A 15,959-nucleotide genomic window follows, 5' to 3' on the forward strand; every position below is an offset into this window, starting at 1 on the left:
GGCGTTTTCCATAGGAAGAGATCGTTTGGAAAGTTTATTCTTCAGAACAACGGCTTTCCAGTTCTATGATGTTGTCCAGCGGAATTTGAATCCCGTCTGTGAAAAAAAGAACTCGGGTAAAAAAGTCGATTTTCTTCACCCGTCCGATGGTGTGCAGGTATGCTCCCCCCGCTTTGCGTTCATCCGGCACAAAATAGCGCACCGCCACCTCTGGCTTTCGGTCCAGCTGGCGAAGCAGCTGCTGCATGACCAGATCCAGCTCAGCCTTCCGGTCCTCACTCAACACGATCTGCGCTTCGGTCTGGCGGGCGGTTTCATCAATAGCGGCATCGTATCCCACAAGGGCTGCAAAGGGGGAAAATTGTGCGGCCCGGTCCTCCATTGACATCTGAGGCCGGGTGGGGGAAACATGGTGGGGAAGATGTAGGATGTCCTCATAAGAATTTGTCATGCTTTGTGGCCTCCGATTTGTGCATTGCGTTCCCGGGCGGTGGCGCCCTCTTCCAGACTCATGCCCTTGAGAATAGCGTTTTTGCCGAACTTCTTTTTGATAGACATCATGGTCTGCTGCATGCGGCGTTCTTTTTCCAGCTCAGCCTGGTGGGCTTTTTTCTCCTGCTCCAGGGCGGAGTAATCGGTGAACAGATCCAGCTGTTCCGGGCCACTGTCCGTTTTCACGGCCTGGGATTCTGGGATTACATGATTGGCCGAAAGGCTCAGCTTTCGGACCAGAAGCTCCGGCGGAGCAATCCGGTCAAAAAGAGCGGTGGCCGCTTCCAGCAGCTGCTTTCCAGAGGAGGTATGCCCGCCCAGATTCTCACTGCCATGTCCGTGTTTTGGGACCTGGCGGCCATAGTGGTCGGTTATCACCGGCCCCTGGTAACGCTTGCGGCGGGCAGGGTCGGTCAGATTTTCAATATCAAAGCCGACAGTGAGCACCAGCTGGTCGGTCACAAGGTTCTTGTCCACCAGGTCAAGGGCCAGCTGTTCCGCCATTTCCCGCAGCACCAGCCTCGCCTTCTGGTGCGGGTAAGGGCATTGGAGCACCTGCCCGGAACCAAGGCTGCTGCTCTGGGGCTTATAGGCCTTGATGGCCGCGATGGTACAGGGCTCCCAGCCCCAGGCATGGTCGATCAGGAGTTCGGCATTTTTGCCGAACAGGCTGTAAAGCAGGTCCTCGTTCTGCACGGAACAACGGGCTACATCACCCATAGTGAAGATGCCGCATCGCTCCAGCTTGCGGGAATATCCTGGGCCAACACGCCAGAAATCTGTGAGCGGGCGGTGGCTCCAGAGCTTTTGCCGGTAACTCAATTCATCCAGTTCGGCAATGCGCACACCGTTTTCGTCCGGCTGGATATGCTTTGCGCCGATATCCATTGCTACCTTGCTCAGGAACAGATTGGAGCCAATGCCTGCCGTAGCGGTGATGCCGGTGGTTTGCAAAACATCCAGAATCATTTTTCGAGCAAGTTCCCGGGCAGAAAGACCGTAGGTGCCCAGATATCCGGTCACGTCCATGAAAACCTCATCAATGGAATACACCACAATATCCTCAGGCGCAATGTATTTCAGATAGATGTTGTAGATCCGGGTGCTGTACTCCATATAATAAGCCATGCGGGGCGGGGCGATGATGTAATCCACCGCCAGAGCAGGGCAGGCCTTCAGTTCATCGGCAAAGCAGGAGCTTCCCGTCAGCTGACGACCCGGAGCAGAAAGACGGCGTCGGGCATTCTCTCCGTTCACATGCTGGATCACCTCAAACAGCCGGGCCCGGCCGGGAATGCCATAAGCCTTCAGTGAGGGGGTCACGGCAAGGCATATGGTCTTTTCCGTGCGGCTTTCATCCGCCACCACCAGATTGGTGTTCATGGGGTCCAGCCCTCGCTCCCGGCATTCCACCGAAGCATAAAAGGATTATAAATCGATCGCAATATAGGTGCGCGATTTCATGTGTGGAATGCCTCCTTTCTGGCAGTCTGCCGTGTTTTCTCAGCAAAATTATAACATAAAAGATAAAAAGGAGTGAAGCCGGGGCTTCACTCCTTTTTTCGGTTCAGATTATTCCAGTCCTTCACAGGGGTAGGCTACGCCCATCTGAGCGCGCAGCCGGTCCATCAGTTCCATGATGTGGATAGTCTCGCCGTGGGGCATGGAGGGACATTCCAGTTTTCCTTCCCGGATGCACCGTACAGTTTCCAGCACTTCATATTCATAGCCGGTGAGCTGAGCGGGGCAGGAGAGTTGGCGGACCAGACGATGGTCGGCATCGTAAACCGAAATGCTTTGTGGATTGTTGATGTTCTCCACCACCAGATAGCCTCTGTCGCCGTAAATGCAGCCGGAGCGGTCGGAAGCCACGGTAACGCCGGCGGTCAGATGCGCGGCCTTTCCGTCCTTCCAGGTGAGAACCATCTGATCGGTCATATCCACGCCCAGCTCGTTTTTGGTGCAGCTGGCGTGGGCCTCGTCGGCGGGGCCGAACACCATTTCGGCAAAGTTCAGCGCGTAAACGCCCACATCCAGCAGTGCGCCGCCTGCCAGAGCCGGGTCCACGATCCGCAGCCGGTCACTTACCGGGTAGCACAGATTGGCAGTGATCAAGCCGGGCGTGCCGATCACCCCTTCATCCAGCACCTGCCGGATGATCTGCCGCATGGGCTGGTACCGGGTCCAGATGGCTTCGGTCACCAGTACACCCTGTGCTTCGGCGTAGCGGAGCACATCCTCTGCCTGGCGGGCATTCACGGTGAAGGCCTTCTCACACAACACATGCTTGCCGTGGGCAACGCAAAGCTTGATGTGCTGATAGTGGTGAGAATGAGGTGTTGCGATGTACACCAGATCCAACGCCGGATCAGCCAGCATCTCTTCATAGGAGCCGAAGGCTTTCTGTACACCGTATTGAGCGGCAAAAGCCTGAGCACGGGGCAGATCTCGGGCCGCTACGGCGTAAAGGGCAACATCTTTACAGCCGGACTCAATAAGCTTTTGAATGGTTTGCGCCATGGTTCCGGCAATGGAACCCGCGCCTAAAATGCCCAGATTCATAAAAAATTCCTCCCTGCGGGTAACTGTACGCAATGGTTCCAGTATACCCGAAGGGAGGGGATTCTGTCAAAAGAAAGGGGATACTATGTAGGGATTATTCCACGTCCTGCAGTGCCTGCACACCTTCTTCGCCGGTGCGGACCTTCACGACCTGATCCACGCTGTAAACGAAGATCTTGCCGTCACCCACATGGCCGGTGTACAGCACTTTCTTGGCCGCGTCGATCACATCGGCCACAGGAATGTGCGCCACAACGACTTCTACCTTTACCTTGGGCAGAACGGTTATGTCCATTTCAACGCCGCGGTATTTCTCTCCGGCACCCTTCTGGATGCCGCAGCCCATTACCTGGGTGACGGTCATGCCGGTCACGCCCAGATCGTTCAAAGCGTTTTTCAGCCGCTCGTAGCGGGACAGGCGGGCAATGATGACTACTTTGTGGATACCTGTGTTCAGGTCGGTACTCTTTACCACCGGAACAGCGGCAGCCTTCTGGGCTTCGCTGGCAACGTGATAGTCGGGAGTGCCCAGATCGGTGTTTTCGTTCTCCACCATGCCGCCGGCAGTGGCGTCCATGATACTGAAGCCCGCATAAGCGGAAGCCAGACCATGCTCCTTGGCATCCAGACCTTCGATCTCTTCCTCCTGGGTGACCCGCAGGCCGATGGTGCAATCAATGACCTTGAAGACAATGAACATGGTAACAGCGGTCCAGATTCCAACGGCCGCAACGCCCAGCAGCTGGACACCCAGCAAGCTGAAGCCACCGCCGTAGAATACGCCGTCCAGAGTGGATTCCGGGGCGGTGCTGGTGGCGAACAGGCCAACCGCGATGGTGCCCCAAAGGCCGTTCATGAAATGGACAGCAACCGCGCCGACCGGGTCATCCACGTGCAGAACATAATCGCAGAACCATACGCCGAAGACCACCAGCAGACCGGCTACCAGGCCGATGATGAAGGCGCCCAAGGCATCGGTCACATCACAGGAAGCGGTGATGGCCACCAGACCGGCCAGCGAAGCGTTCAATCACATGGAGACGTCCGGCTTGCCGTAACGGACCCAGGTGAAGATCATGCAGGCTACAGTGGCCACAGCGGGAGCGATGGTGGTGGTCATGAAGATGGAAGCCAGCTGGGGACCAGTGGTGGCGGCAGCGCCGTTGAAGCCGTACCAGCCGAACCACAGGATAAAGCAGCCCAGCGCACCGATTACCAGGTTATGGCCGGGGAAGGCGTGTACCTTGGTGACCTTGCCGTTCTTGTCACGGCTGAACTTGCCGATACGGCCGCCCAGCATAGCAGCGCCGATCAGCGCGGTGAGACCGCCGCAGTAGTGGATGGCGCAGGAGCCGGCGAAATCGTGGAAGCCCAGACGGCTCAGCCAGCCGCCGCCCCAGATCCAGTGTGCCTCGATGGGGTAGACCACCGCCGAGATCACAGCGGAGTATACGCAGTAGGCAAGGAATTTGGTGCGCTCCGCCATTGCGCCGGAAACGATGGTCGCCGCAGTAGCGCAGAACACCAGATTGAATACAAAGTTGGACCAGTCAAAGTTTGCGTAGTCGGTGAAGATTCCCAGGGTGGGCAGACCCATAAAACCACCAAGGGCGTCTTCACCCAACAGCAGGCCGAAGCCCAGGAAGATGAACACCACCGTGCCAATGCAAAAATCCATCAGGTTTTTCATGATGATATTGCCTGCGTTTTTGGCGCGGGTGAAGCCGGTCTCTACCATGGCGAAGCCGGCCTGCATCCAGAATACCAGTGCCGCGCCGATCAGAAACTAGATCCCGAAGACCTGGTCGTTCACGCTCTGCGTGATCATGGTCGTGAGTTCCTGTGTCATAATAACTTTCCCTCCTCAAACTCAATGCGGGCAAAACAAAAACGGCGGGCCGCGCGGTCAGGCTCCGAAACCGCGCAGCACGCCGTTGTGCTGCCTGAAGGGTGTGTGTCCACCGTGCCGGTGGCGGCAGGTGGGCGAATAAAACGACAAAGGCGCTTTGCGGGGATTTTGTTCCCATCAAAGCGCCTTTGCTGCCCTTATTCTAGCCCTGCAAAAAAAGAAAGTCAATAGAAAATTTAAAAGAATATCGTAAAAAAGCGATAAAGCGTTAAAATGAATAAAATGTGTCCACTGGGCTGGTCTGACCTTGTGAAAGCGGCCGATGGATTCTGCAGCTCAGCAGCGCACCGCCACCTTGATGACCCCATCACGCCGATGTTCAAACAGGTCGTAGGCAGCCTCAATATCTGCCAGGGGATAGGTGTGAGTGATGAGTGCGGTGGTATCCAGCTTGCCCTGTGCAATCAGCTCCAGGGTCTCGCTGCAGTTGCAGCCGTCCACGCCGCCGGTTTTGAAGATCAGGTTTTTGCCGTACATATCCGGCAGCGGCAGCGTCTGCGGACCGTCGTAGAGCGCCACAATGGTCACAATGGCGTTAGGCCGGGCACATTCCCAGGCAAGGCGGAAGGTTTCCGGCGCTCCGGCCACCTCAAGAACCACATCCGCGCCGCCCAGTAGCCGGTGGCCAGCACATCACCCACAAAGAGAGCCTGCTCATCGGTCACGTTGTCCGGAATGCGGTCCAGACCCTGGTCCGCAAAGGGGACACGCACATATTCCGCCTGACCACCATCGATGCGGCAGCCCAGAGCCCAGCCACCGTTGGGATCGGTGCAGTTGTTGACCCAGCCGTTTTGACAGAAAAAACACTCGCCGCAGAAGGTCTCCACGTTCACGGTCACCCGGTCGCCGGGGCGGACCTTGGTCACGGCGGACCCCACCTGCTCCACAATTCCCACCATTTCATGGCCCACGGTAATACCCGGCACTGCCCGGGGCACCGAACCGTGTTTGATGTGCAGATCACTGGTGCAGATGCTGCAAAGGGTCACTTTTACAATGGCGTCCCGATCACTCTGCAGTTGTGGCAGGGGCTTTTCCTTCAGTTCAAATACGCCGGGGCGCACGTAGGTATAAGCCAGCATGTAAAACACTCCTTTTCCTTGCAGGAAGAAATCTGAATATCTTGTTATCAGTTTACACCCGAATACGAATTTTTTCCATACCATTGCAGATGGGACGAATCAGAAGCTCCACGCAGCGTAGGTTGTTGCGGTGGGAGTAGTTTGCTATAATGAACCCTGCAAACAGAACGAAAAAAGGAGAGCGAACATGGACGCATACGTCACCGGAGCCACCATTCGAAAACTGAGGGAAGCCAAAAAGCTTACGCAGGCGCAGTTGGCCGATAAACTGGATGTGAGCGACAAAGCAGTATCAAAATGGGAAACCGGGAAAGGACTGCCGGACATCACATTGATCGAGCCTCTTGCAGCTGCATTGGGGGTCAGCCTGATGGAGCTGCTTTCCGTAGATAAGATCAGCAACAACAACCGGGCAGCGAATATGCAACGTACGGTATTCTATGTCTGCCCTGTTTGCGGCAATGTGATTCCTGCCGCCGGCCAGGCGGCCATCAGCTGCTGCGGCATTCCGCTGCCACAGCTTGAGCCGGAGGAAATGAGCGGAGAACACATGGTGCAGATCGAAGCGGTGGAAGATGAGCAATTTGTCACAGTGGATCATCCCATGAACAAGACCCATTTTATTTCCTTTGTTGCATGGGCTTCCGGTGACCGGGTGGAGCTGGTCAAGCTGTATCCGGAAGGAAATGCCCAGTGCCGGCTGCATATGAGAGGTCACGGATATTTGTATTTGTACTGCAATCGGCATGGGCTGATGCGTAAACGGCTGTGATAGCTCGCTCATGGATGGGACCCTTTCACAAAAAACAGGGGATGGCATATAGTGGGATAACCAACATCAAAGTGTGGGGAATTCACATCACGGAGGTAATGAACCATGTCTATGCCGAGCATCGCACGCAATCCTGATCCCGTTACCATGCACCAGGCGATCACCGATCTGCTGGAAAGCATCGCTCTGGAGGAAACCGCCATGAGCCATATCCTGAACGCTGAGGGCGAAAAGCTGCAGAAAGCCATTGCCATGGAGGACATCGACTTCTGCCAGTTGATGGAGGTCAACGAGTCGGTGGCCAATATGGTTAACGTAATCGGCGGCCTGGAGAATATCCTGAAGGATAAGCTGGAATTCGTGGCCAACAACCTGTACTACCCCAACTGTGGCTGCGACGATGGCTGCAACAACAACTGCGGCTGCTGCTGAGCAGTAAGCTTTCCCTCGCCGGGTGTCTCGATACCCGGCGAGGGATTTTTTTCAAAAATTAAAAAACAGGTGTTGACAAGCGGCGCAAAATCCGGTATGATATACAAGCGCGGTTGACGCGCACTAAAATACAGATGGAAAGATGGCTGAGCTGGTCTAAGGCGCACGACTGGAAATCGTGTGTGGGCCATAAACCCACCGAGGGTTCGAATCCCTCTCTTTCCGCCAGAAAAAGCCCGGTAGAATGCGGTTCTACCGGGCTTTTTTGTATTCAGGTACACACAAAGGTACACACTTCATATTTGCATACGGCTTTATGTGGCGCTGAGGATCTTCGAGAAGATGGCATCCAGGTTGCGGCTGATCTCTTCTCCTTCGCCCTGCACTTCGTGGCCATACACACCATAGGTGTCCATGCTCTGGCTGTGGCCGACGAGCTTTTTCATCTGGGCTTCCGGCAGAGCGTCGCTGATGCTCACAAACGTGTGCCGGATTTCATAGGGCGCGATATCCGGCAACCCATTGACCTTACAATATCGCTTCCAGCGGCTGTGGTAGTGCTGGAGGTTGCTGATGCAGAACACAGACCCCTTCGGGCCAGTGATGCGATATTGATCTTCCAGCACCTGGCGGGCCAGGGAAGAGAGGTAGACCACCCGGCGGGCATTATCGTTCTTCCCGGTGGTGGTTTCGCCGTAGCAGTTGATGGCCCGGCGCAGCTCCAGCCGATCGCCGTGCCAGTCGGCCCATTCCAGCCCGTTGATCTCCCCGGGGCGCAGGCCTGTAAGCACCTCCAGCCGGTATGCGTTGATGTAATCTTCCACGGCCTTATTTTTGCGCAGGATGGTGGTGTCTACGTTGAAGAGTATCAGGACATCCTTCGGTTGCAAAATGCGTTTCTGACCCCTCTGAGCAGCTTTGGAGATTTCAAGGTCCTCGCCGGTCAGGGTGGTGTAACGGTTCCGGCGAGCCCATTTCAAAAACGCACATAGATCCGCCCGCAGGTTCTGCAGACTTTTGCGGGAATATCCACCGGCAAGGGCTCTGTCCAGTACCTGCTGCAGATCTCCATCAGTCAGCCGGCCGATGGACTTCTGGCCGATCAACGGCTGAATCTTATTCCGCCAGCGGCCATCCATTGGGCGGCAGTTGCTGAGACTGGTGGTGGCCCGCTTGGACGCCAAAAACTGAGGGTAGAGCACGTCCACCTTGGTGGATGTGCTGATAACCGAGTGCTCCAGCCACTCATCGGCTTTCCGGTTGGCCTCTCGCTGGCCGGTACGACCGGGCTTCGCGCTCACGAAGGTTTTGCGCACACCGTCCTTCTGTACATTGATCTGCCAGCGCTGGCGGCCCTCGACCCAGACAGCCGTATTGGTGCGAATTGACATAAAAATACCTCCCTGTAGGTGCACTTTGACAAGCCTACTCGGGAGGTGGTATAATCTCGTTGTGCGGACGGATTATTCACCCTTGTGAGTAAGCCTGTTCATGGTCCCCCACCGGTTGGCGCCGGTGGGGGATTTTTTGTTTATAAGTATCGTTTTACAACATCGACCAGTAAGTCTTTGTAGTCGCAGATGCTATTGATTGTATCGAGATAGTATCGAGTAAATTTTTTGTTTTCGTCCGGGATAAGGAGTTGCTTCTGCTTCGTATCGAAATTGATCCGGCAAATGGGCTTGCGGCTGTTATCATCGAAAAGGATGCCGAAATAGCTTTCGGTATCTCGATGGGCGATCCTTTCAACGGGTACAGTTTCAGCCAAAAGGCCCCTGACGATGTAAAATGCTTGCAGTTCATCTTCGGTGGTGATGATGCGGCTCTTAGGTTCTTCTTCTACGGTCTCTTCGACGGAGGAATCCTGGCTGGTGGTGCTGGAGTGCTGCTCTTCTTGGCTGAGCGCCGAGGAGATCTTTTGATTTACCAGCTCGTTCACAAACGAGGTGAAGGATTTTTTTACCAGAGGGCGGTACTTGTCGATCACTTTTTGAGTTTTAGGGCCATCATGCACAGTGGCGATAAGGCACTTTACAAAGTCATCAGATGGCGAATCCATCTCGGCCACCAAACAATCTTTGATGAGGCTGGTATACTTCAAGTCAGACGCAGTGCTGAAAATTTTATCATAATCAAAAACGTCTTTTCTGAATTTTTTGAGTTCAGGAAGAAGGTTTTCTTTCAGATCAAGGAAGTTGATTTCCAAGAAGGGACGAGTATCCATTTTGTTAGTTTCGTCCAGATCGGTGAAGAATTGATAAATGATACCGTTTGTCAGAATGGCAAATTTAGCGGTGGTGACACCAAAATAACGGAAAAGCTGGGAGCCGTGCTTTTCGAGCCTTTGGTCGCAGCTTTTGCACTCGATCAAGATGACAGGTTTTCCTTCTTGGTCCAGAATTGCGTAGTCTACCTTTTCGCCCTTTTTAATCCCGAAGTCTGCAATGTACTCGGGGCAAAATTCCAATGGGTTAAAAACGTCATACCCCAACATACTAAAAAACGGCATGATGAGTGATGTCTTGGTTGCTTCTTCGGTTTTGATATTGGGAGCAAGCCGGGTAATACGGTCGCTCAGTTCGCGGGCACTTGCACTAAAATCCATGATAATCCTCCAAACTATTTTCGCATCTTTAATCAGAGAGACAACTTAATGGTTGTTTTTTGTCGAATTTGTGCATTGAGCATAACAACTAATTGTTGTATGATGTTGAAAAGGGATTTCGCGGCGTGCGGAGAAAGTGGGGTATAGAATGAATGAAATTGTTGCAGCATATCGCAAGGAGATTGTTGAGATGATTGAGCATATTACGAGTGTTCAACTGCTCGAAAAAATATATAAATATGTTCGATATATTTACCTGAAATAAATTCCGTACGATAGCTTGAGGCTGACCGTTATTGGTCGGCTTCTTTTTTTGTCTCAATCAGCTTATCGATGAGACGTTCTAAATCTTCCCAGTCGCGCCGGTCAAACTTTGCGAAAGTTTTAAAAAGAGCTTTCGCAAAATCGCTCTCCCCGGCCATCACCTGATCAATCAGATCAAGAGCCGTGTCGTCAGATTCCTCGAACATTTCGCCAATGCCTTGAGTTAGCCAGATGCGGTTTACTCCGAATTCACGGCAGATGGACACAATAGTAGCCTCGCGAGGAGTTCGTAAACCAATCTCATAATTGGCTATAGTGTTCCGCGCTACACCAAGTCGGGTTCCGAATTCATCTTGGCTAAGATTTAAGGATTTGCGTAGCTCCTTTAAACGATCCTTGATTTCCATTATCTTCACCTCGCTTTGCGTGATTGTCATGGTTTTATAATAATCAAAAAAAGTCACGTTGTCAACAGAAAATCCAACGAAACACTTGACATTGCACTCAATGGGACATATAATTGTCACAAAGAGACGAATTGGAGGTGATTTGAATGTCTGATACCGAAATGATGCTTCGCGTTATTGAAAAGTTCATGCAGCTTGAAGCTGGTGACAAAAAGTATGTGATGGGATGGATTGACGGTAGAGCCGCCCCTCCTACGATGGCTGAAGCGAAACCTGCATAAAAGAGAGAGGAGAACCACATGAACAACTTACAGATTTTTGTTTACAGCGGCGAGCAGCTGCGCACCGTCCAGCGGGATGACGGCCTGTGGTGGGTGCTGCGGGATGTTTGCCGGGTGCTGAACATTCAGAACGCAGCTGACATCAAGAAGCGGCTGGACGATGACGAAAAGGGGGTAGGTCAAATCTACACCCCCGGCGGCACCCAGGAAATGACCATCATCAACGAACCCGGTCTTTACTCCGTCATCCTTCGGTCGGACAAGCCGGAGGCGAAACAGTTCAAGCGCTGGGTGACCCACGATGTGCTGCCCAGCATCCGTAAGACCGGAGCTTATGGCGTGCCGCCGGAACGATTGGCCAAGCTGGATGAATATCAGGCAAAGCTGGATCGGAACCGCAAGCTGCTGGCGGATATTGAACGCATCACCGCTCAGGCCGGCAGGCAAGCACACGAAGCTCGGAAACGCTATGACGAGTGGCGCAAGACACGGGAAGGGATCCGCGATAATGTGCGCTTCTGGGAAGAGTGCATTGCCCAGGAGATCAGGCAGCTGAGCGAAGGGGCAGTCCAATAAAAAAGCCCGCACAAGGCGGGCGGAAAGGAGTAAACCATGAGCACCGCTGAAAAGGTCGTCGAGTATCTGGAGCGGGCTGAGCGTTACGCATGCACCCCGTTGGGGCAGCGTGACCCCGCTGAATTCAAGGCTCTCATGGCTCTGAAGGCAGAAATCCAGAAAGAATGGAGGGAACATAATGCCTGTACAAAGAAGGCTGTTCCTGCAGCTGCGGCATCGGATTGAAGATGCCGGATATCAGGATCAGGAGTTTGCTGCAGAAATGGGCTGGCCGGGTTCGGTTCTGTCGGCGAGGCTGAATGGACGTACGCCCTGGAGCATGGCCGACGCCTTCCGGGCCTGCAGCCTGCTGCAGATTCCGCTTGAAGAAATGTCCAACTATTTTGCCGATGCCGTTGAGGCAGAGGCACGAAAGGAGAGAGCAAGATGCTGAAAAAAGAAAGCGCCCAGCTGTTGCAGCAGCTGGACGCCAGAAACCCCTTGCGGGGTGCCTCGAAGAGCACCCTCATTGTAACATGCTTAACACGGGTTTTGCAAACCCTGATCGGCACAGCTCAGGTTGCCGCTTTCGGCGTAATCATCTGGCTAGGGTGCGGCGGGCTCGAGTGGATCTATCACAAGTACCCGCTGCCCACGGTGTCGGTCATGTTTTTTGCGCTGGCCGCGTTGGTCAGCGTCGAGGTTATCAGATGGAGGGACGAGCGGTGAGCCTTAGCAGTGAACAGGTTTTTGAAATCCGCCGCTCCTACCGGAACGCGATAAATCGCGCCGATCAGATCGGCATCCTCTCGCAGCTGTATCTTTGCAGCAAGGAGGAAATCTGCAAGGTGCTGGGAATCAGCGTTCTCGCTCAGAAGAAGGGCCCCACGCCCAGGAAATACGACAAGGCCATGAAGGAGCGCGTGGTGCGGGCGGTGCTGGTGGATGGGATGACCAACCAGGAAGCCGCCGATAAATTCAACGTGCCGATTGGCACATTGAGCGTTTGGGTGCGCTGTGCAAGAAAGGAAGGAAAGCATGGAATATACCATCAGTAAGCACGTGGCCACCGGCCGCCTGTATGCATATTACAAGGACTCGTTTTGGTTTTGGGATAGCCATATACAGAGGTGGCTGCTCAGCCAGTTCGCGGAGGACCTCTACCAGGAACGCCGGAAGGGCGAGAGGGGCTTCACCCGGGAGGATTTGCTGTCCCAGACTGCCGACTTCTACCTGCTGGATGGTTACGAGGTTGAATATGGCTGCATCGCAGCCCTGCTTCAGTGCAACCCCAAGACTGCCGAGAGGGAAAGCCCTACCGATGCGGCCGAAGGTGTGCAGCAGTGTGCTCCTACTGCATCGGATGCGCCGCTCTCGCAGTCCCAGAGTGTCAATGCCGATGCACAGCAAGGCGGCGGAGATGATTCTGCAAACCCTACTTATTCGGCTGTTGCCACTGCTGCGGCAGAGGAAACTGCGGCCACCCCGGAACCGTCGGATTCGGCCAGTATGACGGCGGTGCCTGCTGCAAAGAACAGCGAACCGGCGGGCGTTGCATCCGAAAACGTTCTTGCTGGGGCCGATGGCTCGACCGCTTTTGATTATTCCGGGCTGGGAGACGGAACAAATGTGCTCACTGGCAGTTGCGAACTTCGCGCTTTTGATTTCTCAGAACTTGGAGAACAACTGGCAGAACAGGCAGCTGAAGCTGATAAGCAGTTCAATCTGCATTATGGAAAAGCGCAGGACGAATATCTGGTATCCTGCATCTATTTGGCTCGTATTCACGAACTTACAGCAAAAGCTGGGCGATACGGCGGTGGAACTTGGACGGCTTGGTATCAGAGTAAGGGAATCAGCGAAGGCAGCGCCCGAACCATGGTGCAAAATGGAGACGGTTTTAAATCCGCAAGCGTTGCGGATTTAAAAAATCTTCCGGTTCTCACCAAGAAGGATCTTAATCTGATCGCCCGTAATGGCGTAGCGAATCAGGTGGTTCAAGCAGCCGGGGAAGGTGATTCGGACCGGATTCAGGACATTCTGAACCAGCTGAAGGCCGTCCAGACTGAGCGGGACGAAGCGCGGAAGGCCAAAGAGAAGGCCGAGCAGGAGCGTGACGCAGCCCGGGATGCGCAGGTCAATCTTTCCGCCATGGCCAACAAATTCTCCAAGCAGAGAGACGCCGCCGAGCAGCGGGCCGAGGAGGCCGAGCGTCGAGCCCGGGCAGCTGAAGAAGATGCGGCCGGCTGGAAACAGGCTGGCCTCGAGATGCAGGAGATTGTCGACCAGCGGGATGAGCGTATCCGAGAGCTGGAATCCGGTATTACCGTCGAGGCCGCTGCGGTTGATCAGGCGGAAATCGAGCGCCGAGCAAACGAACTGTCCGAGCCTCTGGTCAAAATCATTGACCAGCAGAACGAGCAGATCGAGCGGATGGCATCCGGGAACACGGTGTCCGCTCAGGCTTCCGTCCTGGAGCAGTATCTCGGGACCATGAAGGCCTCGCTGCTGAGCAATGCTCGCCGCGCGGAGCTGGCTTGTTACGATGTCGGCGCGCTGGACAGTCTGGCCCAGGCGCTGCGTGAATTTGCGGACTCGATCGACGGAATTTTTGAGGATAGGAGCGAGGACAATGATTAATCTTTTGTCGCTGACATTACATGATTTCAAAGGCGTTCGGGATGCTGGAATCAATCCCAAAGGGAATAGCATCACTGTGCGTGGCGCAAACGGGACGGGAAAATCCACCTTGATGACCGCCTTCCTCTGGCTGCTCACTGGCAAGGACGCACAGGGCCGGGCCGATTACAATATTTTCCCGCTGGGGCCGGACGGCCAGCGGTTGCCTGGGTGCTTCCCTAAGGTTACCGCATGCCTGCTCTTTGAGAATGGTACCCATCTTGTGCTCACCCGGGCGTTGGCCGAAAAGTGGACCAAGCGCCGGGGCTCGGCCGAGAGTGAGTACAGCGGTGACGAAACCAAATGCACGATCGACGATGTGCCGGTCAGTGTCACCGAGTACAATCAGCGCCTTGTCACTTTGTGCTGCCCGACATTGATTCCGGTGCTGCTCAATGCATCCTATTTCAGCGAGCAGACCAAGGACTACAAGGAGCGCCGAAAACTGCTGTTGACTTACTTCGGCGGGCTGCAGGAGATGGATGTGTTACAGGGCAGCCCAACGCTGGCGCCGCTGATCCAGCTGCTGGAGGGGCATTCCGTGGATGAATATCGCCGTATCTGTGTTGAGCGCCGGAAGAAATATACCGATGCTCTGAACGCGATTCCGGCCCGCATCGACGAAAACCGTAAGCAGCTTCCGGATTCCGTGGGCGATGAAAAAGACCTTCGCGGCAAAATTGGCGAGCGGAATGTGGCCATCGCTAAGCTCCGGTATGAAATTGAGCATACCACCGAGAGTAGTGTGCAGAGAGAGGCCCAAAAGGAACTGGATCAGGTGAACGAAAAACTGGCGGTACTGCCCCGGCGGCGCAAGATGATGCAGGATCTTACCACCGGGGACTGGCTCAAAGCTCACAATTCGGAAATGGAGCGGGCGCTGAAAGAAAAGCAGGATGCAGCTGCTGCCCTTCAGGCGGTGGACGGACAACGATCCACCCTCCTGGCGGAGAAATCCCGGCTGGAATCTGAGATTCAGGGTCTGCGCGATCAGTGGGTGGCGCGCAACAGCCGGGTGGATGCAGTGGATACGGTTTGCCCCACCTGCGGCCAGGAAATCCCTATGGAGCAGGTGAGGGCAGCCCAAGAACGGTGCAATCTCCGCAAATCCGAGGAGCTGAGTGCCATTACGGCCATTGCCAAGGAGAAGCAGGCCGCACTGGCCCGGTGCTGCAATTTGCTGGATGAGAACAGGCCATCGAAAGAATGTGCGCAAGTGCTCTACGCCGAGTGCTGCCGACAGTACGATGCGATTGCCGCCGAGAAACCGCCTGAAGTGGACGGGGAAGTGATGGCCAGTCTTGACCTTGAGGAGAAACAGCTGAACGCCAGGGCCGCAGAAATTGTGGCATCTCTCCAGAATGCAGCACAGGCGGCCCAAGATGCAAGCAAGGCGCACAAAGCGGAGATTGACCGGCTGCAGGCAGAAGTGGAAGATCTCCAGCGGGAGCTGGCCGGAATCCAGCGAGTGGCTGCCGTGAAAGCTCGCATTGATGAGCTGCAGCTGGAGCAAAAGCAGGCCCTGAAGGAGCTGGAAACCGCGGAGCGCGGGCTGGCCCTGTGCGATGAGTACACCCGCCAGATGGTGACGCAGCTGACGAACCGAGTCAACCAGCATTTTAATCGAGTTCGCTGGCGGCTGTTTGAGGCTCAGAAAAATGGTGGGCTCAAGGAAATTTGTGAAGCAGAGGTGGACGGTGTGCCTTATGGCAGTCTGAATACCGCGAGCAAAATGCAGGCCAATGTGGAGATTGTGCAGGCCTTCTCCATGGCTTCGGGCTATCAGCTGCCCTTGTTTTTGGATAACCGGGAAAGCGTCAGCGTTCTGGCCATCTCGGATGATATTCAGGTGATCAATTTGCAGGTGGATCCGGCGGCGGCCGTGATGACCTGTAGCGAAATGTAAAGGAGAGCAT

Annotated in this window: 15 protein-coding genes, 1 tRNA gene and 3 pseudogenes; 11 read left to right on the top strand and 8 right to left on the bottom strand. The window is 54.7% G+C overall.

Annotation, left to right across the window (positions count from 1 at the left end; translation table 11 throughout):
• Nucleotides 1-34: 34 nt before the first annotated feature.
• The 5 genes and pseudogenes from J7G73_RS05450 to J7G73_RS05470 form a co-directional block, all read right to left on the bottom strand.
• Nucleotides 35-451, bottom strand: coding sequence for a hypothetical protein (locus J7G73_RS05450; RefSeq protein WP_087296436.1), 417 nt, complete (start codon nucleotides 449-451; stop codon nucleotides 35-37).
• Nucleotides 448-1,956 (bottom strand): annotated as a pseudogene (locus J7G73_RS05455) (DNA methylase). The gene J7G73_RS05450 and the pseudogene J7G73_RS05455 overlap by 4 nt, the downstream one beginning before the upstream one ends.
• Nucleotides 1,957-2,064: 108 nt before the next feature.
• A complete protein-coding gene (locus J7G73_RS05460; RefSeq protein ID WP_291245528.1) occupies nucleotides 2,065-3,054 on the bottom strand; it encodes a Gfo/Idh/MocA family oxidoreductase in 990 nt (329 codons plus the stop codon).
• 94 nt (nucleotides 3,055-3,148) lie between these two features.
• A pseudogene (locus tag J7G73_RS05465) lies at nucleotides 3,149-4,837 on the bottom strand (ammonium transporter).
• Between the two features lie 402 nt (nucleotides 4,838-5,239).
• Nucleotides 5,240-6,048: pseudogene (locus tag J7G73_RS05470) on the bottom strand (alcohol dehydrogenase catalytic domain-containing protein).
• A 187-nt stretch (nucleotides 6,049-6,235) separates the two neighbouring features.
• On the opposite strand from J7G73_RS05470, the gene J7G73_RS05475 reads away from it, so the two are divergent.
• The 3 genes from J7G73_RS05475 to J7G73_RS05485 all read left to right on the top strand — a co-directional run bounded on the left by J7G73_RS05475 (nucleotide 6,236) and on the right by J7G73_RS05485 (nucleotide 7,480).
• Entirely contained in the window at nucleotides 6,236-6,820 is a 585-nt protein-coding gene (locus J7G73_RS05475) for a helix-turn-helix domain-containing protein (protein ID WP_291245529.1), read from the top strand.
• A 105-nt stretch (nucleotides 6,821-6,925) separates the two neighbouring features.
• Nucleotides 6,926-7,252, top strand: a complete 327-nt coding sequence (locus tag J7G73_RS05480) for a hypothetical protein (RefSeq protein WP_087185482.1) — start codon at nucleotides 6,926-6,928, stop codon at nucleotides 7,250-7,252.
• Nucleotides 7,253-7,388: 136 nt separating this feature from the next.
• Nucleotides 7,389-7,480, top strand: a tRNA-Ser gene (locus J7G73_RS05485).
• Nucleotides 7,481-7,566: 86 nt separating this feature from the next.
• Here J7G73_RS05485 and J7G73_RS05490 read toward each other — a convergent pair.
• The 3 genes from J7G73_RS05490 to J7G73_RS05500 all read right to left on the bottom strand — a co-directional run bounded on the left by J7G73_RS05490 (nucleotide 7,567) and on the right by J7G73_RS05500 (nucleotide 10,528).
• The gene (locus J7G73_RS05490) at nucleotides 7,567-8,643 is read right to left on the bottom strand and encodes a site-specific integrase (protein WP_291244531.1); all 1,077 of its coding nucleotides are present in this window, start codon (nucleotides 8,641-8,643) and stop codon (nucleotides 7,567-7,569) included.
• Nucleotides 8,644-8,783: 140 nt separating this feature from the next.
• Nucleotides 8,784-9,857 (bottom strand): type I restriction endonuclease, encoded by a 1,074-nt coding sequence (locus J7G73_RS05495; RefSeq protein WP_291244532.1) that lies wholly within the window; start codon nucleotides 9,855-9,857, stop codon nucleotides 8,784-8,786.
• 293 nt (nucleotides 9,858-10,150) lie between these two features.
• On the bottom strand, nucleotides 10,151-10,528 hold the full coding sequence (locus J7G73_RS05500) for a helix-turn-helix transcriptional regulator (RefSeq protein WP_291244533.1): 378 nt from the start codon (nucleotides 10,526-10,528) through the stop codon (nucleotides 10,151-10,153).
• 146 nt (nucleotides 10,529-10,674) lie between these two features.
• On the opposite strand from J7G73_RS05500, the gene J7G73_RS05505 reads away from it, so the two are divergent.
• From J7G73_RS05505 to J7G73_RS05540, 8 genes are read left to right on the top strand one after another with little or no spacing between them, the layout of a single operon-like run.
• Nucleotides 10,675-10,809 (top strand): hypothetical protein, encoded by a 135-nt coding sequence (locus J7G73_RS05505; RefSeq protein WP_291244534.1) that lies wholly within the window; start codon nucleotides 10,675-10,677, stop codon nucleotides 10,807-10,809.
• An 18-nt stretch (nucleotides 10,810-10,827) separates the two neighbouring features.
• Nucleotides 10,828-11,385, top strand: a complete 558-nt coding sequence (locus J7G73_RS05510; RefSeq protein WP_291245530.1) for a BRO family protein — start codon at nucleotides 10,828-10,830, stop codon at nucleotides 11,383-11,385.
• Between the two features lie 36 nt (nucleotides 11,386-11,421).
• The gene (locus J7G73_RS05515) at nucleotides 11,422-11,610 is read left to right on the top strand and encodes a hypothetical protein (RefSeq protein ID WP_291245531.1); all 189 of its coding nucleotides are present in this window, start codon (nucleotides 11,422-11,424) and stop codon (nucleotides 11,608-11,610) included.
• Nucleotides 11,564-11,818: a DUF739 family protein gene (locus tag J7G73_RS05520; protein WP_140401711.1), complete on the top strand. Its 255-nt coding sequence runs from the start codon at nucleotides 11,564-11,566 to the stop codon at nucleotides 11,816-11,818. The genes J7G73_RS05515 and J7G73_RS05520 overlap by 47 nt, the downstream gene beginning before the upstream one ends.
• The gene (locus J7G73_RS05525) at nucleotides 11,812-12,093 is read left to right on the top strand and encodes a hypothetical protein (RefSeq protein WP_291245532.1); all 282 of its coding nucleotides are present in this window, start codon (nucleotides 11,812-11,814) and stop codon (nucleotides 12,091-12,093) included. The genes J7G73_RS05520 and J7G73_RS05525 overlap by 7 nt, the downstream gene beginning before the upstream one ends.
• Nucleotides 12,090-12,422, top strand: coding sequence for a helix-turn-helix domain-containing protein (locus tag J7G73_RS05530; RefSeq protein WP_291245533.1), 333 nt, complete (start codon nucleotides 12,090-12,092; stop codon nucleotides 12,420-12,422). Before J7G73_RS05525 ends, J7G73_RS05530 begins: the two co-directional genes overlap by 4 nt.
• On the top strand, nucleotides 12,403-14,004 hold the full coding sequence (locus J7G73_RS05535; protein WP_291245534.1) for a hypothetical protein: 1,602 nt from the start codon (nucleotides 12,403-12,405) through the stop codon (nucleotides 14,002-14,004). Before J7G73_RS05530 ends, J7G73_RS05535 begins: the two co-directional genes overlap by 20 nt.
• Nucleotides 13,997-15,949 carry a hypothetical protein gene (locus J7G73_RS05540; RefSeq protein WP_291245535.1) on the top strand — a complete coding sequence of 651 codons (1,953 nt, stop codon included), beginning with the start codon at nucleotides 13,997-13,999 and terminating at the stop codon, nucleotides 15,947-15,949. The genes J7G73_RS05535 and J7G73_RS05540 overlap by 8 nt, the downstream gene beginning before the upstream one ends.
• Nucleotides 15,950-15,959 lie beyond the last annotated feature (10 nt).

Source organism: Allofournierella sp. (assembly GCF_017889395.1).
Classification (GTDB): domain Bacteria; phylum Bacillota; class Clostridia; order Oscillospirales; family Ruminococcaceae; genus Allofournierella.